Source organism: Crateriforma spongiae, from assembly GCF_012290005.1.
GTDB classification, from domain to species: Bacteria; Planctomycetota; Planctomycetia; order Pirellulales; family Pirellulaceae; genus Crateriforma; species Crateriforma spongiae.
In genome coordinates, this window is the sequence record NZ_JAAXMS010000008.1 from 146,995 (window position 1) to 166,635 (window position 19,641).

At 58.6% G+C, this 19,641-nt stretch carries 12 protein-coding genes; 5 read left to right on the forward strand and 7 right to left on the reverse strand.

The annotated features are described in order from the left end of the window. Positions 1-11: 11 nt before the first annotated feature. A complete protein-coding gene (locus HFP54_RS20380) occupies positions 12-6,599 on the reverse strand; it encodes a type I polyketide synthase (RefSeq protein WP_168566581.1) in 6,588 nt (2,195 codons plus the stop codon). Beyond that, positions 6,571-8,898, reverse strand: coding sequence for an AMP-binding protein (locus HFP54_RS20385; protein WP_168566582.1), 2,328 nt, complete (start codon positions 8,896-8,898; stop codon positions 6,571-6,573). Before HFP54_RS20385 ends, HFP54_RS20380 begins: the two co-directional genes overlap by 29 nt. A gap of 368 nt (positions 8,899-9,266) precedes the next feature. Here HFP54_RS20385 and HFP54_RS20390 point away from each other — a divergent pair, with 368 nt between their 5' ends. Both HFP54_RS20390 and HFP54_RS20395 read left to right on the forward strand, forming a co-directional pair. After that, the gene (locus tag HFP54_RS20390) at positions 9,267-10,013 is read left to right on the forward strand and encodes a hypothetical protein (protein WP_206036317.1); all 747 of its coding nucleotides are present in this window, start codon (positions 9,267-9,269) and stop codon (positions 10,011-10,013) included. Between the two features lie 73 nt (positions 10,014-10,086). Beyond that, positions 10,087-10,491 (forward strand): hypothetical protein, encoded by a 405-nt coding sequence (locus HFP54_RS20395; RefSeq protein WP_168566583.1) that lies wholly within the window; start codon positions 10,087-10,089, stop codon positions 10,489-10,491. Between the two features lie 49 nt (positions 10,492-10,540). On the opposite strand, the gene HFP54_RS20400 is transcribed toward HFP54_RS20395, so the two are convergent. Then, complete coding sequence (locus HFP54_RS20400; RefSeq protein WP_168566584.1) at positions 10,541-12,265, reverse strand: FMN-binding protein; 1,725 nt, start codon at positions 12,263-12,265, stop codon at positions 10,541-10,543. 17 nt (positions 12,266-12,282) lie between these two features. Beyond that, positions 12,283-14,547 carry an FAD-dependent oxidoreductase gene (locus tag HFP54_RS20405; protein ID WP_168566585.1) on the reverse strand — a complete coding sequence of 755 codons (2,265 nt, stop codon included), beginning with the start codon at positions 14,545-14,547 and terminating at the stop codon, positions 12,283-12,285. Between the two features lie 138 nt (positions 14,548-14,685). On the opposite strand from HFP54_RS20405, the gene HFP54_RS20410 reads away from it, so the two are divergent. Further along, positions 14,686-15,321, forward strand: coding sequence for a class I SAM-dependent methyltransferase (locus HFP54_RS20410; RefSeq protein ID WP_146416376.1), 636 nt, complete (start codon positions 14,686-14,688; stop codon positions 15,319-15,321). Positions 15,322-15,384: 63 nt separating this feature from the next. Here the strand turns inward: HFP54_RS20410 and HFP54_RS20415 are convergent, their stop codons facing one another. Then, positions 15,385-15,855, reverse strand: a complete 471-nt coding sequence (locus HFP54_RS20415) for a RidA family protein (protein WP_146416377.1) — start codon at positions 15,853-15,855, stop codon at positions 15,385-15,387. A gap of 209 nt (positions 15,856-16,064) precedes the next feature. After that, positions 16,065-16,493: a phosphoribosyl-AMP cyclohydrolase gene (gene hisI, locus HFP54_RS20420; protein ID WP_168566586.1), complete on the reverse strand. Its 429-nt coding sequence runs from the start codon at positions 16,491-16,493 to the stop codon at positions 16,065-16,067. A gap of 191 nt (positions 16,494-16,684) precedes the next feature. Between hisI and HFP54_RS20425 the strand changes: the two genes are divergently transcribed. Together HFP54_RS20425 and HFP54_RS20430 are read left to right on the forward strand one after the other, a co-directional pair. Beyond that, complete coding sequence (locus tag HFP54_RS20425; protein WP_146416379.1) at positions 16,685-17,278, forward strand: glycosyltransferase family 2 protein; 594 nt, start codon at positions 16,685-16,687, stop codon at positions 17,276-17,278. Between the two features lie 85 nt (positions 17,279-17,363). Further along, the gene (locus tag HFP54_RS20430) at positions 17,364-18,794 is read left to right on the forward strand and encodes a purple acid phosphatase family protein (protein WP_168566587.1); all 1,431 of its coding nucleotides are present in this window, start codon (positions 17,364-17,366) and stop codon (positions 18,792-18,794) included. Between the two features lie 26 nt (positions 18,795-18,820). On the opposite strand, the gene HFP54_RS20435 is transcribed toward HFP54_RS20430, so the two are convergent. After that, positions 18,821-19,633, reverse strand: coding sequence for an inositol monophosphatase family protein (locus HFP54_RS20435; protein ID WP_146416381.1), 813 nt, complete (start codon positions 19,631-19,633; stop codon positions 18,821-18,823). Between the last annotated feature and the right edge of the window lie 8 nt (positions 19,634-19,641).

A 19,641-nucleotide genomic window follows, 5' to 3' on the forward strand; every position in this document is an offset into this window, starting at 1 on the left:
TGGACTGACGGTCACTTTCCTTCACGGGCATCCAGCACGGCTTCGGCCAAAGTGCTTAGTGAGGGGTTTTCTACAAACCGACTGATGGGTAACTGGACGTCCAGTTTGGCTTCGATATTGTTCTTCAATTCGATCGCCATCAGCGAATCCAGCCCCAGCGCCGCAAGCGGTTCGGTGCGGTCGATCGAATCCGCCGACATCCCCAAAATCATCGCAAGCTGGTTGGACAGGTAGGTCAGCGTCAAACCAAGCCGGCTGTCCACCTTGGTTTGGTCCAAGACGGCCAAAAATTCGGTATCGACCGAACCGGAATCGGAAACGTCGTCCGATACCGAACCGGTCAGCCCACGCAGACGCGACGGTCCGGGGTCGGCGAATCCGGCCGCCATCATTTCTCGCCAATCAACGTCCACCACGGTCAACGTTTCGGGCGCGGCCGATGCGGTTGCGGCATCGATCAAGACGTCGCTGGCGACTTCCACCGGCAAGGGCCGCATTCCCAACGCAGCAATATTCTTCTGCGTCGCTGCGTCGTCGGTCATGCCACCGTTGGCCGAATCCCAGGGTCCCCATTGGACGACATTGGCGGGCAACCCGGCGCCACGACGTGCCGCGGCGAAGCCTTCCAAGAACGCATTGGCCGCCGCATAGTTCGATTGAGCGGGCGAACCAAAGACACTGGCAACGCTGCCCAGAAGCGTGAAATAGTCCAGATCATGCGAACGAGTCGCTTGATGCAACGCGACGGTACCGTTGGTCTTTGGACTTAACACGCCGGACAGCGAATCGTGATCGATCGAACCGATTAAACGGTCATCCAGAACGCCCGCCGCATGAATCACGCCTCGCAACTGCCCCGCCGACTGCGTGATCCGATCCACCACGATTTGCATCGAATCGACGTCGGTCACATCTGCCTGGTGATAAACAACGGTCGCATCCCATTGCCTGGCCCACTGGGTCAAAGCATGCACCCGTTCGGGCAACGGACGACGGGCCACCAAATCGACACGTTTCGCCCCTCGTTGAATCAGACGTCGAGCGACGGTGGTGGCAATCGCCCCACTGCCGCCGGAAATCAGATGAGATCCCGATTGCCGTGCCAGATCATCTTGATGCGACGCCGGCGCAACCACGATCTTTCCGATGTTGCGGCGCGCCGCCATGTAACGCATCGCGGCCGGCAATTCGTCCAGACGATAACGCGTGATCGGCAACGGACGATAATGCCCGGTTTCAAATCCATCGACGACCTGGCGGTACAGTTCTCGGACTTCGTCCGGTCGATTTCGTAGCAGACGATCCAGATCAATCGCGCTGTAGGTCAGGTTGTCTTGGAACGGCAACAGACCCATCGGCCGATTCTTGTAAATGTCGATCTTGCCGATTTCTAAGAACCGGCCATGTGCCCTTAGCAAGCCGATCGACGCATCAATCCACTCGCCTGGTAGCGAATTCAAGACGACATCGATCCCGTTGCTGTGCCGGCGGATCTGTTCGATGGATCCAAGATCGCGACTATCAAAGATCTGATCTTCAGAGACTCCCAACTGAGCCAACAACTGTCGTTTATGCTCGCTACCGGCCGTACAGTACACGTCGGCACCGACAGCCTGGGCGACCTGAATCGCGGCCAAACCCACACCACCGGCACCCGCATGGATCAATACTTTTTCGCCGGCCGCCAATCGGCCGACGTTTACCAGCGCGTGATGGGCGGTCAGGAAGACGATCGGAACGCCGGCCGCTTCTTCATCACTCAGGCCATTCGGGACGCGAGTCAATAAAGACTCAGTCGTGCGATCCGCCGAGGCAAATCCATGGGGGACCACACCCATGACCCGCATGCCGGGGCGCAGATCTTGAACGTCGGGACCCACCGATTCCACAACGCCACAAACTTCAATTCCCAACGGAACCACCTGATCGGTCACGCCCGGATAGAGGTCCATCGATTTCAAGACGTCACTGAAGTTCAAGCCAACGGCGCGACAGCGAACACGGACTTCGTCATCGATCGGGATTTCCTGAGGCATCCGCTGGGCCCACAAACCTTCGATGCGGTGTGTCCCGTCCAGCCGGATCCGGTATTCGCCACGGTCGGGCAACGCCAACTCCGAACCCTCCGGACGCGAAAGCAGTGCATCAGGCAAGTGGTTCAATCGTGGGATCCACCACTGGCCGTCGCGAATCGCAGATTCCGTTTCCACCGCATCGTCAGATGCCAGCCAATGACGAACCATCGCAGCGGTCGAATCATCGCGTACGTCGACATCCAAGTGACGGATTCGCAGCCCGGGGCACTCGTTGGTCGCCGAACGGATCAATCCCGCGACGGCAGATGCAACCGGATCCACATCGACCGTCGAATCACCAATGCTGAAAGCCGCCTGTGTGATCACCGACAGTCGCGGCGGCGGACTATGTTTCAAAGCCGCCTTTATGAAGTCCAATACGGCGGTGGTTTGATCGGCGACTCGCGTAGCCAAATCGCAATTCCCGCTGATTGCACCGGAGCCAGAACATTTCGACGTCGGCTGGACCCACAGCCATTCTTGCCCCACCTGTTGATCTTGGGCGTGCCCCGATGAAGTCCAAACGAACGAGGGCAAATCGCCGCTTAAACCGGCATCCGGTTCGGCGGCCAGCGACCACTGGGTTTGATAGATCCAGCGTGATGGATCTTCGGTATTCGCACGACGGTCACGTTGCAGCCGACGCAGGGTCACGTCGACCAATGTCCCCACGACGTCGCCTTGATCGTCGCGCAACACGACATCCGCGATCGCGTCATGATCGCAGGACTTCAATACAGCTTCGGCCTTTGCGATTTGGCGGGTCGACGTCCCCAAGTGAACGGACCCGATGCTGTGCGGCAGAAATGCAGCGACGTCCGATCTTTTGTCAGATCGCGGGGAACCATGGATGGCCGCACCGATCAGCTGCAACGCCCCGTCCAGCAAAACCGGATGCCATTGGTAATTGTCGACGTCCGATTCCAATGTCGCGTCGACGGCAAGTTCACCGATGGCGATGCCGTGACCGACACGGATCTTTCGTAACACTTGAAACAGCGGCTCGTACTTCAAACCGGCGCGTTCGGCCGATTGATAGAACTGATCGACGGGAATTTCATCCAAACATTCCGGCGTCGATTGCTTGGCCGCGGGAATACCGTCGGTGGACACCGCGGTGGGGCCGATCCGGACCGTAGCACTGGCACAGGTTGCCCAGTCGGCCTTGGTTTGGTCGTCGTGTTCGGCAGTGGAAACTTGAACCTTGGATCGATTGGCCGCCAGCGGTGCGACATGAATCTGCACGTCCACGGCGCGTTCCGGTTGCATGAACACCGGTCGCTCAATTTCGAAAGACTCCAACGCGATTGGCTGATCCGGGAAACACTGACGCGCCGCCGCGAAGACCGATTCCAACCACGCGGCACCGGGCACGGTGACGCTGCCGCTGACAATGTGATCGGCCAGGAAAGCCGGCAATCGGTCGCGAATCGTGTTGGCGAAAAGAGTCCCGCCGATGGCCAGAGTTTGCTGCGAACCCAAGATCGGATGAACTTGAGAACCACCGACCGCGGCACCACGCTTTGCCGGCGGATCGTACCAGTATCGTGATCGTGCAAACGGATACAGGGGCAGGGCGACCCGACGGAACGATTTCCCGCTCCACTCCGCTTTCCAATCGACATCGAAACCACAAGTCCAAGCCTGTCCCAGCGTTCTTAACCAACTTTCACGATCGGGGGTGCCGGAATCCAAGACGGAAACCAGTTCCGGCGTTTCACCTTGACCGTGATCCGGATCAGTTGGTGTCGGTTGATGCCGCCGCAACATGCCGATCAATTGCGGCCGGGGGCCCACCTCGATCACTAAGTCGTTGGTGACTTCCGATAAGCGATTCATCACATCGGTGAACCGAACGGGTGACACCAGATGTTCGATCCAATAATCGACGTCGATCGAACCTTCCAACCAGTCACCCGTCAGCGATGAAGCGAATCGGATGCTCCTTGGAATGTGTATCGGGTCCAACAGTCTGCGTAACTCGTCTTCCAACGGCTGCTTCGCGGGCTGCATCAGCGGTGAATGAAACGCGTGCGACACATCCAGCGGATAAACGGGGACGGATGCCTCCTGGGCGACGCGTCCCAGTTCGGCGACCGCGTCGTTGGTCCCCGCGATCACCGTTGCGTTGACTCCGTTCATCGCGGCGATCACGGCGGAGCTGCCGGATTGTTTGATCCACTGTTGGACTTGTTCGACGGGGGCCAGCAACGCCGCCATCGTTCCGCCGGCGGGCAGATCGCCCATCCATTTGCCGCGATAGGTGGCCAACAACATGGCTTGTCGTTGATCGATCGCGCCGACACTGTAAAGCGCCGCGATTTCACCGATGCTGTGACCGGCCACGACGTCGGGGGTCAAGCCGCGGTCCCGCAGGACATCCACCAACGCACATTGGATCGCGCAGATCGCCGGTTGCGCCAACGAAGTATGATCGATGTCGCCGGCGTCGCCCCGCAAAACGTCCCACAGCGGGTAGGGCAAATGAGGGTCCACCCATTGCGATGACGCATCGATCGATCGTCGGAACGGTTCACATCGCGTCGCCAGCGTTTGCCCCATGCCGACATATTGCGAACCCTGGCCGGTGAAAACCATCGCCAGCTTTGGACGTCGTCCTTGCGGCGGTCGTCCGTAGCAGGCCTTCGCTGAGGAACGCGCAGGTTCCTGCGTCACGAAATCACGCAGCGACTTGGCGATGTCCGATCCACTGTTTCCGACCACCGCCAACCGCCGGGTCAGCGACGAACGGTGCAGTGTCGTCGTGGCGGCAAAGTCCCGTAATTGGGCCGCATCAAATTCGTCACAGCGATCGGCGTATTGGACGGCCAAGTCCTGCAATGGACCATCATCCCTGGCCGACAACACGACCACTTGGCTGGCAGCGTCGGATTCGCTTTCGCAATTGGACGCGACCGATGAACCATTGCGTTGCACCGGAGCAATCGCAGATCCATTGACGTGGCCATTGGCCACGGCGGTGCCGTTTTCACCGGTGTGCGGATGGGGAGCTTCCTGGACGATCAAGTGCGCGTTGGTTCCGCCGAAACCGAAACTGCTGACTCCCGCGATCCGCGTTCCCAAATCGTCGCACATCCAATCGTGTGAAGAATCCGCGATTTTCAACCGGTTGTCTTCCAAACGGATGTTTCGATTCAGCCGACCGAAACCCGCCTGCCGAGGAATCTGCTGATGGCGGAACATCTGCAAGACCTTCAACAGTCCCGCGACTCCGCTGACCGTTTCGGTGTGGCCGATGTTGCCTTTGACGCTGCCGACACGGACGGGCGACAGTTCTTGTGCGCGGCCGCCGAAGACTTTTTGCAGCGCGGTCATTTCAATCGGGTCACCCAAAGGTGTTCCCGTGCCATGGGCTTCGACATAGCTGACATGGTCCGGCGTGACTTTGGCACCCGCCATGGCTTCGCGAATGCATCGGACCTGCGCTTCGCTGCTGGGGGCGGTGATGCCGCTGGTCCGGCCATCTTGGTTGATCGCCGAACCTCGAATCACCCCGTACACCTGATCGCCGTCGCGAACCGCATCGGTGTAACGTTTCATCAGCACCATGCCGCAGCCTTCGCCACGCACATAACCGTTGGCATCATCATCGAAGGGGCGGCAATCACCATCAGGACTTAGCATCCGAGCTTTGCTGAAAGCGATGGTGGTTTCCGGCGTCAGGATCAAATTCACACCGCCGGCGATGGCCGCGTCGCTTTCACGACGGCGCAATGACACGACCGCTTGATGAATGGCCACCAAGGCAGACGAACAAGCCGTGTCAACGATGAAGGAAGGCCCGCGTAGATCAAACAGATACGAGATCCGTCCCGCGGCGATGCTGAGCGCGTTCCCGGTGCCCAGGTGCGCATCGATGTGTTCAAAGTAGTCCGGGTAGCGCGACGGAACCTTTGAATAGTCCGTTCCACCAATGCCCACGTACACACCCGTGCGGCTGCCACGCAATGCATCGATGGTCACCCCGGCGTCTTCGAACGTTTCCCAAACCACCTCCAACAACAAACGTTGTTGGGGATCCATTCGAGAAGCTTCGCGGGGTGAGATGCCGAAAAATTCTGGATCAAAGTCGCTGACACTGTCGATCAATGCCAACTTGTCGACCGACATCTTCCCGGGGGAACGACCGGTGGCGTCAAAGAATTGACGCTGATCCCATCGATCGCTGCCGATTTCACGGATGGCGCGATTTCCCGATTCGATCAACTGCCAATAGGCATCGGGATTGGGCGCACCCGGCAGCCGACAGCCGATACCGACGATGGCAATCAGGTCATCCTGAAGCGGCGCCGCGGACGTCGAACGATGCGCGTCAACCGATGGATCCGCGGCTCCATGACCATTGGAATGATTGGAACCGTTGGCGGATGAAGACTGGGCCTTTTCACGAAGGCGGCGGGCCAGCAGTTCGCGTTGCGCGGGAGAAAGATTCGATAGTCGCTTGTTGAGATCGTCGGCCGGCGGTGCACCGGATTCAGGTTCGTCGTTTATCTGCGAGGGCATGATTGACTTGGTCTTCGGATAGGCCTTCGATCTCGTCAAGCAGCCCTTCCAATTCTGCGGGATCGAGTTCTTCGACCGTCGGCTGGGACAGATCGTCGGCGTGGCCGTTCAAGGCTTGGGGTGCCGAACCGTCCTCGGCACTCGCACTCGTGCGGGAATCGCCCAACCATTGGTCGGCCAGATACACGCTCAGTCTTGAAACGGTCGGATGATTTAGGGCAAGCACCGGGGTCAACTCGATCCCGGACCAATCTTCGATCTCACCGCTCATTTCCACAGCGGTCATCGAATCCAATCCGTATTCGGCAAAGGGCTTGTCCAGTTCGATGTCATCGGGTCGCACACCAGCGCGAACCGTCAACCATTCGACTAGCCAAGCCTCGATGGCTTGAATGACCGTGTTGCGGTCCGAACCGTCGGGCGAAGCCGGCAGATCGGGCAACATCACGGACTGTTCACCGGCAAAGGCACGCCGGTAGTGGTGTTTCGTTTTGATGTCGCCGTCAAGAAACTGTTGGCGACAACGCAGACGTTGGACTTTCCCACTACTGGTTAACGGTACCGTCGCGGCACGAACCAGCAAGACCTCCGTTGGGTCGATTTCATGGGCTTCGACGATCGCCCGGCGGATCCGCCGGACCGTTCCGGCGTGGTCCGCGTTGGCGTCACGGCGGGGCAATTCGACCACCACAATCAACGCTTCGCCGCGGTGGGCATCCACGGCAAACGCAGCGGTCTGGATCGATTCGCCCGCGAAAAGCTCGCGTACCGTGGCTTCGATGTCCTGCGGATAGTGGTTCCGACCCCGCAGCACGACCACGTCTTTGCGGCGTCCGGTGATGAACAGATTTCCCTCGAATTCGAAGCCGAGATCGCCGGTACGGCAAAAACGACGGCCATCGTCATGGGCCAACGACGCGCGGAACTGGGTTTCGTTTTCTTCGTCACGATTCCAGTAGCCGTCGGTGACACCTTCGCCACGGATCCAGATTTCACCGACCACTTGCGATGCGACGGGCTGACGCGATTGCGGATCGACGATCACCAATTCGGTTTGATAGGCGGCCGATCCACAGGCGACCAATTTGACAAATTCTCGGCCGCGGCCTTTGGGATCCACCACCGCCTTGCCTTGCCCCAACGACCCACGGTGCACGGTCACCGTCTTTGGTTCGGAAGGCCCATCGCCGCCGGCTGCCAACAACGTCGCTTCGGCCAATCCATAACAGGGATAGAAAGCGTCGCGGGAAAAGCCGCATGGTTCGAATCGGTTTGCAAAGTCGGACAACGTCCGGGGCGCGATCGGTTCGGCGCCGCAAAACGCGGTCTTCCAATTTGACAAATCCAAGTTGTCCGCTTGTTCGGGCGTGACACGATCGACGGCCAACTGAAACGCAAAGTTGGGGGCACCGCTGATGCGTGCCTTTTCTTCGCTGATCAATTCCAACCAACGGATCGGACGCCGCAGAAAGGCTCGCGGGCTCATCAAGACCGCAGTCCCGCCGACGTACAACGGTTCCAAAATACCGCCGATCAAACCCATGTCGTGAAAGAACGGCAACCAGAACACACCTCGGTCGGGCCGCTGCACGTCATCGTCCTGCCAATCGATTTGGAACCCACGCCTGATCGATTCCAAGTTGGCGATCAAATTGCGATGTCGTACCAAGACGCCCTTGGGTTCACTGGTGCTGCCGCTGGTGTATTGCAAGAACGCGACGGTGTCCGCGCCGGGCAAGTGCTGTGGGCTGAACGCGGGCGCGTCGGCCAACGCGATGCCGTGATTGGACAGCACGTTTTCATCGGTGGCGACCCGAGCGATGGAACGTGCCGATGCGGCCAGACGATTGTCGTCCAAACCAGCCAACGATGCGGCATCACCGATCAACACGGTGGGACGACAATCATCGGCTGCGGAATCCAGTCGTGGCATCTGTCGATTCGGCTTGGGATAAGCCGTCGGAACCGGAATGAAGCCGGCCAGTTGGGCCCCCAAAAAGCCCGCCATGAACTCTAAACCCGGCGGGAACAATAACAGGGCGCGATCAGGTTGGCCCTGCGATGAAATCCGGTTGGCTGAATTTGACGACGCCGAAGCATCGGACGAATGGACTGAATTTGGCTCCGGCAGCCGGGCTGCCGTCTCCAGGGCGCGGCGCCACAAATCGCCATAAGTCCATTCGAACCGTTCATCATCATCGGACACAAAAACCAATGCCGTTCGATCACCGGTTCGCTCGGCTCGACGCCGGATCAGTTCCGGCAGTGTCGGGCAGTTCGTGAATTCGGATGACGGCATCCCAGCGGTTCCCCGGGGTTCGATGTGTTCGCGGACGCTCAGATTCTAACTGGCGAACCGTAAAATTTTTACCCACACGTTTCGGTTTCGGCACGCAATCTTCACAGCTGCAAAGCCGATGCCTGCCAATGCTTCAGGCAATGTTTGCGGTCGACCCACCGCACGGACGCGTTCTGAATGTGCCGGATCAACCGCCGCGACGATTTATCATCGCCCGAACCGTTGTGGAAAACTTGCACGGTTTTTGGGCCTGCGGCGGCAACGCGGTCGTGCCGGGCACGGCCGTTTCGTAGGCTACATTAGCCTTGCAACGTGGAAAGCTCTGGACGGTTATCGAGCCCCACCTTCCAACGGAATGAGTCGTTTTTATGGATCCTGAAGTGCCCGCAGAGCCGCAAAAACCCGCACGACCCGGAGCGTCAGCCCATCGTCGCCCCAAGGCAGGCAAATCGGCGGCGGGAATCGCCATCGCCGTACTGGCGGCTCTTTACACGTTCTTGGCACCGATGGCCAACGAGCGTTTCGGCTGGAAACTGCCCGATTTGCGAAAGAGTTCGCCCGGCGATCGCACGGCCCAGGTTGTTCAGTCCGCCGGATCTGATTCCCAAGCAACCGCGGAAATTCAGAACGAACGTGACGGTGCGGACGGCACAGCGTCGGAATACTCGTCATCCAAGTCGACCGCCACAACACCACCCGACGCCGGGGCCGAAAATGCTGCGGGACTGAAATACGGCCTGTTGAAAGATTTGGGCGGCCAGCGATACATGTCGCCCGCAGGACTGATTTATGGTCCCGGCAGTGCCGAAGGCCATCGGTTGAAGCACGTCGAACGACACGCGTCCGACCAACCGGGACGCCCGGGCAGCCACGGCGTTTTTGATGGCGGAATGCAGGGCACCTTGGAAACAATTGATGCAGCCTACGTGCGTGCCAAGTCAGGCCAGCGCACAACCACGCGACAAGACGGCAGACGAACCATCCACACCGTCGATATGGGACGTCGTGTCGGATACGTCGGCGGGCGTGACGGCAACCGCCGACGCAATCCAATGGCCCGCCGCGTCCAATTGGTGTTGGAAGACCAACGCGTCATCACGGCCTATCCCAAATGATGGCGGTTGTCCAACGATCGCCCGAACACCACACGTTTTCGCACCCAGTCCAAGGTCGAACCCGGTTCAAGCCATGACACCTTTTCATTCCATCAGCAAATGCCCGATCTGTGGTGGCGGCCTGTGTGGCGTCCGTATCTGCGGATTGCCCAGCCACGAATTGCAGAAGGCAATGCTGAGCGATTCAGCTGAAATACAGAAACAAGTCGTCGCACCGGAGATTGGTGAAGCTACCGCCCCCCATGGTTTGGTCGTTTGTGACGAATGCGAAGCGATCTGGCTAGACCCCGACACGTCCGGTCCGCATCAATACGCGGATGCCGAAAACCCCAAGTGTCCGATCTGTCATGAACCTTTATTCGGTGACCAAAGCCACTGGGCCAACACAGACGAGGTCGCCTTTCTGGGTTGGGCACATTTGACCGATCCCGAACTCGATTACAGCCCCGACGACTGCGATCCCGAACCATCAACCTGAACGCACAGGCAAGTCGACCGCCCCGGCATGGGCATGCTGTTTGTTCGGATCAGCCCGTCACCCAATGTCTGGCAATGGCCAAGACCAAGAGTCCCAGCAAAACCAGATCGGCAACCGCCAGCTTTCGGCCGTCACCGGCGCGGCGGACGTAATCGATCAAATAGCCGGTCGGGCATCCATAGCGGCAATAGGCCATGGGAATCACCGTGGCGACCGCCAAGGTTGCCAACGCAAAAACAATCGAACCCAGCCCGGCGATCCGGAATAGGTAGGCGTGAAATGGCTCCCAGCCGCTCAGGTCGACCCTGGGACGAAACAGCAGCACGACATAGGCGATCGTCAACAAACCGCCGGGAATCCGCCGCAACCAAACGTCGACACCACGTCGGACCGACACCCGTCGACGTGACTTTGATCCTGGACGCACCCATTGTTGGATCGCCCCGTGCGGGCACAGATGATTGCAATAGGGATTGGATTTGTTGACCGGGGGAAACAGCAGGGCGACCGCGGCGATCGCCGTCAGCCCCGGTGCCAATCGCCATGCAATGCCTTCGGCCGACCAACCGGCCAGCAAAGCCAACGACAAAAGATTCCCCGCGTACAGCCCGACAATGACGAATACGGCGATCAGCCATGTTCGGCGAAGGGATCGGTTGCGAAACCCACCGAATTGATGAAGCAATCCCATGGCAAGCAACAATCCGATCATCCAAGCATCACTGTTGGAAAACCGGATTGAATGCCAAACCGATGGGTCGGTAGCTTCAGCGACGTCCGGTTCCGCATCACCGTAGCGTGCCATTGCGTCGACCAGCGTTTGCGTCATTGCAATGCTACTCATTGTTGCACCGGAGATGCCTTCGATGGATTCGGCTTCCAAATCCAGTTGTCCCAACTGTGACGCCGTCATGTCGGTGAAACGTTTCCAGTAATACTTTTCCTGTCGAATCCAGTCGACGTAGGGTTCGTTGTCGAACGTCGTCAACAGCTTCAAATCTTCGACGACATCACCGTCACTCATGCGGACCAACCATTCCGACGGACCCTGATAGCCGATGACATCGTCAACCAGAGGGCCGGTCCTTACGACGGTGCCGATGCGATCGCCTTCGGCATCGATCACATCCAACGTCGCGGGACCGCCGGTCAAACGCCGTGCATCGGGGAACCAGTCGCGGACATCGTCGATGTTCAGTGGATCGGCAAAAACCAGCGACCCCGCTTCGCCGCCCATGCGTTGGATCAGACCTTGGGCAAGTGCCAGTGACGTCAAAGTAGCGCCGGACACCGCATCGACTTTCTTTCGGCGATCAATTTCGCCCCATGTCCAACCTTGGAACTGTGCGAAGAAATCATCGCTGTTCCGCACCACTTGGACGTGTTCGACAGTATCCGCACTTTCCAATAGACCAACCGACACGATGCGGCGCTGCGAATCAATCACAACCACCGCTTCGCTGGGTCCTCGATACCCGACGACGTCTTGCGCGTCTGGCATGGTTCGCGCAACGTAGCCCAGAGCTTCGCCCTCCGAATCAGCGATGGACCAAAACCCAGCCGCACCGGGCTTTGGCTCAATCGTTGCGACATCCCAAGGCAAATCGACAGGTAACTGACCGATCGTCGGAGGACCGATTTGTTCCGTCGTCAGCATCGGATTTGGCGACGGGATCAACCAGGCCAGGACCGCGACGATGCCGACGCGGATCCAATGGGCGCCGACCATTCGCTTGCCGTTTGATGCGGCTTGGTTCATAGCGTTGCGACGCACCGGCAGGATTCGCCCGATCAATCGACCTTGCGAAGCGCTACCGCATCGGCATGCACCATGCCGTCGGCGTCTTCGGTGCTAAGAACGACTTCGACCACGTCACCTTCGCTTAACGAAACCGTACCGGCGATGGCGGCGTTTTCGGGATGCTGGATGCTTTGATCGACGTGATAATCACGTTTGAAATTGCCGTTTCGCAGGGTCACCGGTGTGCGAGTCGAACGATTCTTGTGGGGGCTGCTGAAAACCAGCAATTCGTACTTGCCCGACGATTTGACGGCCAGTTTGAATGTCGCGGTTGCCTCTGTACCGGCGGCGGCGTAGCGATAACCGTACCCGACGTAACCCTTCAAACCTTGGCCTTGTTGCCATTTGCCGCTAAGCATCGCATCACCATCATCGGCGACGATGCCATCGATTTTTGCGGGGTCCAAACCACTGGGCGGTCCATAGGGTCCCGCCAATGTCATCGCATCACCAGGAACCACGATGTCCGAGGTCGGCGTTTCCCGTCGGGCTTTACCGGGATAGTGCATCAAACGCACCAGATCATCCAAATGGTCTTCGTACACGTCTCGCGGCAGGCAATCTTCGGCGGCACAAATCGAAGCGGCTTTTCCAACCACTTCGCCCATCATGCCACAAGTCTTCATCACGCGAACGGTCCCCAGCGCTTCGTGGGTCACACTGATGCAGCGGCCGGCCATGAACAGGTTGTTGATGTTACGGCTGTAGAAACATCGATACGGGACCGGATAACCATAGTTTCGATCCACGGCACGGTTGTGTTCGGCAATCGAGATGAATGGGTTGTCAGGGAACTTTTTGGCGTATTGTTCTTTCGGGTAATGCAGATCGATTGACCAAGTGCTGGGAACGCAACCGTCGATGAAGTCTCGTTTGGACACGATGTCTTCTTGCGTCAGCACGACATCGCCCATCAAGCGACGACTCTCTCGTGGACCACCGATGTACGCGACCCAAGTCAAAATCGCGGTCTCGTGGTCTTCGGCACCATCACGATTCTTCATCGCGTTGAAAGCACCGTAGACGGCGCGCAGATTCCAGTCGCGAATCGCTTCGGCGTCACCGATCGCGTCCTTGTCGAAACCGCTTTCCCAAAACCATTGTCCGTGGTGATCACGTGGGTAGGGAAAGTCCGCCATGTTCAAATCCAGTGCCCATGGAGTTTCCGGGAATTCAGTCGGCTGGTCCAATTCATCCCAGGCCCACATGTTGCTCATTCCCATGCGGCCCTCGGATGTCATGTCCAGATCCGCACCGGCCCAAGTTCCGATCCAGCCGTGACCGGTGCAATCGCAGAACAAACTTCCTTCGACCACGACTTCCGCGCCGGTCCGTGTGTCCAGTGCCGCGACCGCCACAATTTTATCGCCGTTCATCGTGACATCGTGAGCGTGATGATTCAGCATCAAGTCGATGTTAGGCTCCGCCCGGACGATGCGTTCTTTCAAGTCGTCGCCGAATTCTTCATAGGTGCCGGGCGACTTGGTGGCGTTGTCGGCAAATTCGTCGATGATCTCGCCGATCCTGGGGAATTTTCCACGGCGAATGTTCCCCTTTGCCCAAACACGAACTTCGCTCGATCCGTTGCCGCCCAACACCGGTCGGTCTTGAATCAGCGCGACCTTGCAACCCATTCGCGCTGCCGAGATTGCCGCGCCCATGCCCGCATAACCGCCACCGACGACGACCAAATCATAGGGGCCTTTTTGCTGTGGCTGATCGGGCAGTCCCAACTGTTGGCGGCGCCATGGCCCCAAGACTTGGTCGGCTGCGGGCGGATCGGTGGACAAGTCAGTCGTCAGATAAAGACAGTCACACCGACCGTCGAAACCGGTTTGATCCATCAGTGCCAGTGACGTCGCGCCTTTGGCCAACTGAACGGCGCCGCCGTCATGCCACGACCATTGTTTACCCTGGGTTCCGAAGGTCGTTTCCAAGACATCTTCGCCGATGCGGACCTTAAACTTCCCCGGTGGTGGTGCGGCGCCCCAACGTGCCACCCAGTCCTTGGTACGCACCCAAACGCGATACTTCCCATCGGCGGGCACGGTGATAGTGGTGGTGGCATCGTCGACCGGCTTTCCCAATCCGTGTGCCAACAAATAGGGCGATCCCATTTCTTGGATGAATTGGGTATCAAGCTTCCAGCCGCCACGGTCTTGGAAGCTTTCCGCTTCGACGAACAGGTCGGCAGCCGGCGCCGTGCCGGTCGCAAATAACAGGAAACAGACAGCCGACAAGGTGGGTAAACGCATGATCGTTCTTCGATGGAACCGTCGCTGGAGGGATACCGAGGGGAGGAATCAGAATATCCCGTCGGCGTTTGGAATGCGAGAAGATTGCCGACCGACGATGGCCGCCGGCGGCCTCGCATCGGGAATCCGGAATCCGCCATGTTGATTCCGATTGACTTGCCCCGCCGCTGGGATGAACGTCCGTTGCCAGCGGAAATCCGGCTGGCGATTACGGCGGCTCGTCAGCGAATTGAAACCTTCCAAGACTGTTGGGACCGCGACGCGATCGAGCAGTTTGTGGCGGCCGATTACGAAGCGGTTTACCAAACATTGGCTTGGGTCAAAGAAAGCCAACCGTTGCCAGGAAACCGTTTCTGCGAATGGGGATGCGGTTTCGCGGTAGTCGCTTGCTTGGCGACCGAACTTGGTTTCGACAGCATCGGAATCGAAACCGAGCCCGACTTGATCCGACAAGGCCGGGACACGCTGGCGGATTGGTTCGACCCGCCGGCGTTGGGCCCGGAACTTGTCGCCGGGAATTTTTTGCCGCCTGGAACGGAATGCTTGGCCGACGACCCGACGCTGCCCAGCTTGGGGCATCACAGCGATTCGGCCTATGAAATACTGGGTTTGGATCTAGACGATTTTGCGGTCGTTTATTCGTATCCCTGGCCGGGTGAGAACGACTATCACTGTGACGTCTTCGACGCGCGGGCGACCGTCGGTGCGATCCATATCCAATTCGCCGGTCCGCACGATGTCCGCGTCTATCGCAAATCTGGAGCCAGGCGATAGCGATTCGCCGACACAACCATGACGCACCGCCGTCGGTCAGAACGACGCCGGCAACAGGCGAAATCAGTCTTGTCGGATCTGAAAAATGGCTTCGATTTCCACCGCAATACCACCGGGCAGGGCGTTGGTTCCGATCGCGCTGCGGGCCGCCACACCGGCATCATCGCCAAAAACGTCGCGGAACAGTTCGCTGCATCCGTTGATCACCGCCGGCTGATCGACAAAGCCTTCGGTGCACCGAACCAGCCCCAAAAGCTTCACCAATCGTGCGACGCGATTCAGCGAACCCAATTCGGCACGCAGGGTCGACAACATTGCCAGTCCGGTCAATTTGGCCGCCGCAAAGCCCGCTTCGACGTCCAGATTCAAACCCAGCCGCCCGGTCACCATGCTGCCGTCTTCCTTCAGCGGCGCGTGCCCCGACAGATAGGCCATGTCGCCGACGATCACGATTGGCTTGTAGACCCCCATCGCCTGCGGTGCCGGAGGAAGGGGTAGATTCAAGGCATCCAATCGTTGATCGTTGCTGCTCATCTGTGGTCCGTTGTGGCGTCGAAATTTTGGATCCATCCCGACGATACAGCGTGCAAGCCGTCCGAGATGGGGTGTGATAATCCACTGTAGCGAACCAGCCAGGTCCCGGCATGGACCCGCATGGTGAATCGTCTCCTTGGCGGCCGAACAAAGTCGACGTCGGCTTTGCGGACGAAGCTGGCTTGCGCGGAAGTTCGGACTCCGCGGGATCAAGACTTTTTCGATGCGTCGCCGTAGACCTCGGCAGGGTCGACCAACCGTTTTTCCACCTCGCGGACCCCGCCATCGCTGTCGACAACGCGAAAGAAACACGATGCAAAACCCTCGTGACAGGCCGCACCGACTTGATCGACCTTCAGCAAGATCGCGTCCGCGTCACAATCGATGCGAACTTCACGGACACGCTGGCGGTGGCCGCTGGTTTCACCCTTACGCCACAGTTTTCCACGGCTGCGGCTGTAATAGGTCGCTTGGCCCGTTTGCAGCGTTTCTTCAAACGCCTCGGCATTCATCCAGGCCATCATCAACACCCGCCCCGACTGGGCATCTTGCGCGATCGCGGGCAGCAACCCGTTGGCTCCTGCATCGAAGTTGGGCATTGCGGCGGTTTCCGTTTCGGTCGTCTTTGGCGTGGTCATGCCGCGATTATAGACACACCCCACAGAATCCGAACGGCCCATGCAACGCGTTTGACCACGGCAACCCACCGGATGCCAGCGTCATTGCAGAACGTTGCGGCCGTCATCCGATCCACAGAAGCGATGCGCCCGATCATCCCGATGTCTTCCTTCGGTCGCCTTACCGTTTCTTCCCATCCCGAAACACTTCCATGGCCAGACCTAACCGCATGTCCGTCGTGCTACCGGTACGAGACGGCCGTGATCGAATTGAAAAGCGAATCGACCAAGTCCTGGGTCTGCTGGATGAGATGATCGCGGATCCCGAAGCGGCCGAAGTCATCGTCGTCGACGACGGCAGCCAGGACGATACCGCGGAATACCTGGGCGAATTGGCGGAACAGAATCCACGGCTGCGGTTGGTTCGCCATAGTCGAGTGCGGGGAATGGAAGCCGCGGGTCAAACCGGCCTGGAACGCGCGACCGGCGATCTTGTCTTCATTCAAGAAGACGACGCTGACATTCGCGAAGATGACATGAAGAAGCTATATCAAATGAGTCAAGATCCGACCGTCTTGGCCGCGCGTGCACAGACCCAGCCGCCCAGCTTTCCCGCCGAACTGATCCGGCGTCTGGTCGCATGGGGTGTCGTCGCACAACGGGCCTTGCCACAACTGGGTCGCAGCGAGCCCAAAACGGGGCTGCAAATGATTCGACGGCCTCACCTGCAACGACTGGTCGGTCCCCAAGGCGACCGATATCGCTTGCAGAGCGAAACCATTCGCGGGACGTCAGAAACAACCTGACACTCCGTTTCCACATCATTGCAGTGTGCGTGCCGGCTTCTTACAGTTCGCGAAGAACGTTTTCTTCCGGCTGTTGAGAAACATCATGTCGTCGCCCGCCAATTCGTCGCCCGCCCCATCCGTTTACGCCTCCAGCCATCGCCGCCGTCACCAGGTGTCAATCGGCGTGATGATGATGCTGTTGGCCGCCACGTCTTCGCATCGGGTCGCCTTCGCGCACGACGTGCATCAGCACGAAATCAAACCGGTGCCGGACCAACAGACTTATCGACCCTCGGCGGTCCCGGATCGCATCTGTTTGTCGATGACCGAAACTCCGGCCACCGCAATGGCCATCACCTGGCGGACGGACGCAAAGACATCTGCCACGATCGCACAATACGCCGTGGCACAAGACGGACCGGACTTCGTGGACGACGCCATCACCGTTGAGGGCACTTTCAGCCGTTTGGAAACGGACTTGGGCGCCGCCGCCTATCATGAAGTGGTGCTGACCGAATTGATTCCTCGAACAAAGTACCTGTACCGCGTCGGCGATGGTGTGAATTGGAGCGAATGGTCGGAGTTTCAAACGGCAGCTTCAACGGCCCAACCGTTTTCGTTCGTCTATTTCGGTGATGCCCAGAACAACATCAAAAGCCACTGGTCACGGGTGGTCCGAAATGCCTTTCGCGATGCGCCGCGGGCGGCGTTTTTCTTGCATGCCGGCGACTTGATCAACCGTGCCGAAAGCGACGCGGAATGGGGCCAATGGTTTGGTGCCAGCGGATTCATTCATCGGATGCTGCCCGCCGTCGCCGTGCCGGGAAACCATGAGATGGTCAAGCAGGAGGATGAATCGGGCAGCACTCGCCGCTTAAGCCGACACTGGAAACCAACCTTTGCGTTTCCCACCAATGGCCCGGAATCGCTGGCCGAATCTTGCTACTACATCGACTACCAGGGCGTGCGGATTGTCTGTTTGAACAGCAACGAGCAACAAGCCGAACAAGTCGCTTGGCTGGAACAGGTCTTGTCCGAAGCCCCCGGTTGGAAGATCGTCACTCACCACCACCCGATCTACTCCGCCAGCAAGGGGCGGGACAATCCGGAGCTGCGTGATTTGTGGCAACCCATCTATGACAAGCACAGCGTTGATTTGGTGCTGCAGGGACACGACCACACCTATGCTCGCAGTCGCATGATGCGGTTCCAAGACAACGCACCGGAGACCACTGCGGTGAAGAACGATGTACCGGTCGGCAGCGAAAACGTGGGCGAAGGCTTGTCCAAACAAGACGCCGATGGAACTGTCTATGTGGTCTCCGTCAGTGGCCCCAAAATGTATGACCTGGATCCGGAACCCTTCATGCAGTCGTCGGCCGAGCGAACCCAGCTGTACCAGATCATTTCCATCGTCGGAAACCGGCTGCGTTACCGTGCCTGTACCGCAACGGGACGACCCTATGATTCATTCCAGCTGATTCGACGTTCCGGCAAACCGAACCTGTTAATCGAACGCGAATCGACCCACTAGATTTCACCCGCGATCGTGCAACCGATTCAGGGATGATGTCGACGTGTGATCTGCAACATCGCATCGTGGATATCGGGATGCGCGGCCAAGACGCTGGTCTTTTGCATCGGCAACTCGTCACCCTTGGCGGTGGTGATCAGACAACCGGATTCCTGGACAATCAATTGTCCCGCGGCAAAATCCCACGGCGATAATTGGTATTCAAAGAATCCACCAAAATGACCTTGGGCAACGCTACAGAAATCCAGCGATGCGGTTCCCCAGCGACGAATGCCATGGATGTGACGATCGAAAAACTCTTCGATCGCCGACAACGTTCGTTTCATCATGTCACCGCGATCGTAGTAGAAGCCACATCCGATCAGCACTTGGTCCAAACTGACCGCTGGTGGTGTCACGATCGCCTGGCCATTGAATTGGGCTCCCTGATCCTTGATCGCCGTGAACAACTCATCACGAACCGGGTTCAAGACGACACCGACAACCGGGCGACCTTGATGGTAGTAGGCAATCGAAATGGCGAAGTGCGGAACACGGTGCGCAAAGTTATTGGTGCCGTCCAGCGGGTCGATGACCCATAAATGTTCCGCCGAAGCATCACCATCGCTAAGACTTTCTTCACCCAACAACTCGTGATCGGGATAGGTCTGGCGGATGCACTTGGCGATCACTGCTTCGCTGGTTTCGTCCGCGTCGCTGACCAAATCATACGTACGGTTGCCCCCCGTCTTTTGCCGCATCTGTACGCCGTCACGGTAATACCGCATCAACACGTCGGCGGCTTGTCGGGCTGCGTCCGTCGCCACGGACAACAATTCGCTGGTATTTGGATTCGTCATAGCGGCCA

Bases quoted from the DNA above. Each gene is read 5' to 3' on its own strand.
- HFP54_RS20380 (WP_168566581.1), bottom strand. From the start codon at position 6,599: ATGCCCTCGCAGATAAACGACGAACCTGAATCCGGTGCACCGCCGGCC.
- HFP54_RS20385 (WP_168566582.1), bottom strand. From the start codon at position 8,898: ATGCCGTCATCCGAATTCACGAACTGCCCGACACTGCCGGAACTGATC.
- HFP54_RS20390 (WP_206036317.1), top strand. From the start codon at position 9,267: ATGGATCCTGAAGTGCCCGCAGAGCCGCAAAAACCCGCACGACCCGGA.
- HFP54_RS20395 (WP_168566583.1), top strand. From the start codon at position 10,087: ATGACACCTTTTCATTCCATCAGCAAATGCCCGATCTGTGGTGGCGGC.
- HFP54_RS20405 (WP_168566585.1), bottom strand. From the start codon at position 14,547: ATGCGTTTACCCACCTTGTCGGCTGTCTGTTTCCTGTTATTTGCGACC.
- HFP54_RS20410 (WP_146416376.1), top strand. From the start codon at position 14,686: ATGTTGATTCCGATTGACTTGCCCCGCCGCTGGGATGAACGTCCGTTG.
- HFP54_RS20415 (WP_146416377.1), bottom strand. From the start codon at position 15,855: ATGAGCAGCAACGATCAACGATTGGATGCCTTGAATCTACCCCTTCCT.
- hisI (WP_168566586.1), bottom strand. From the start codon at position 16,493: ATGACCACGCCAAAGACGACCGAAACGGAAACCGCCGCAATGCCCAAC.
- HFP54_RS20425 (WP_146416379.1), top strand. From the start codon at position 16,685: ATGGCCAGACCTAACCGCATGTCCGTCGTGCTACCGGTACGAGACGGC.
- HFP54_RS20430 (WP_168566587.1), top strand. From the start codon at position 17,364: ATGTCGTCGCCCGCCAATTCGTCGCCCGCCCCATCCGTTTACGCCTCC.
- HFP54_RS20435 (WP_146416381.1), bottom strand. From the start codon at position 19,633: ATGACGAATCCAAATACCAGCGAATTGTTGTCCGTGGCGACGGACGCA.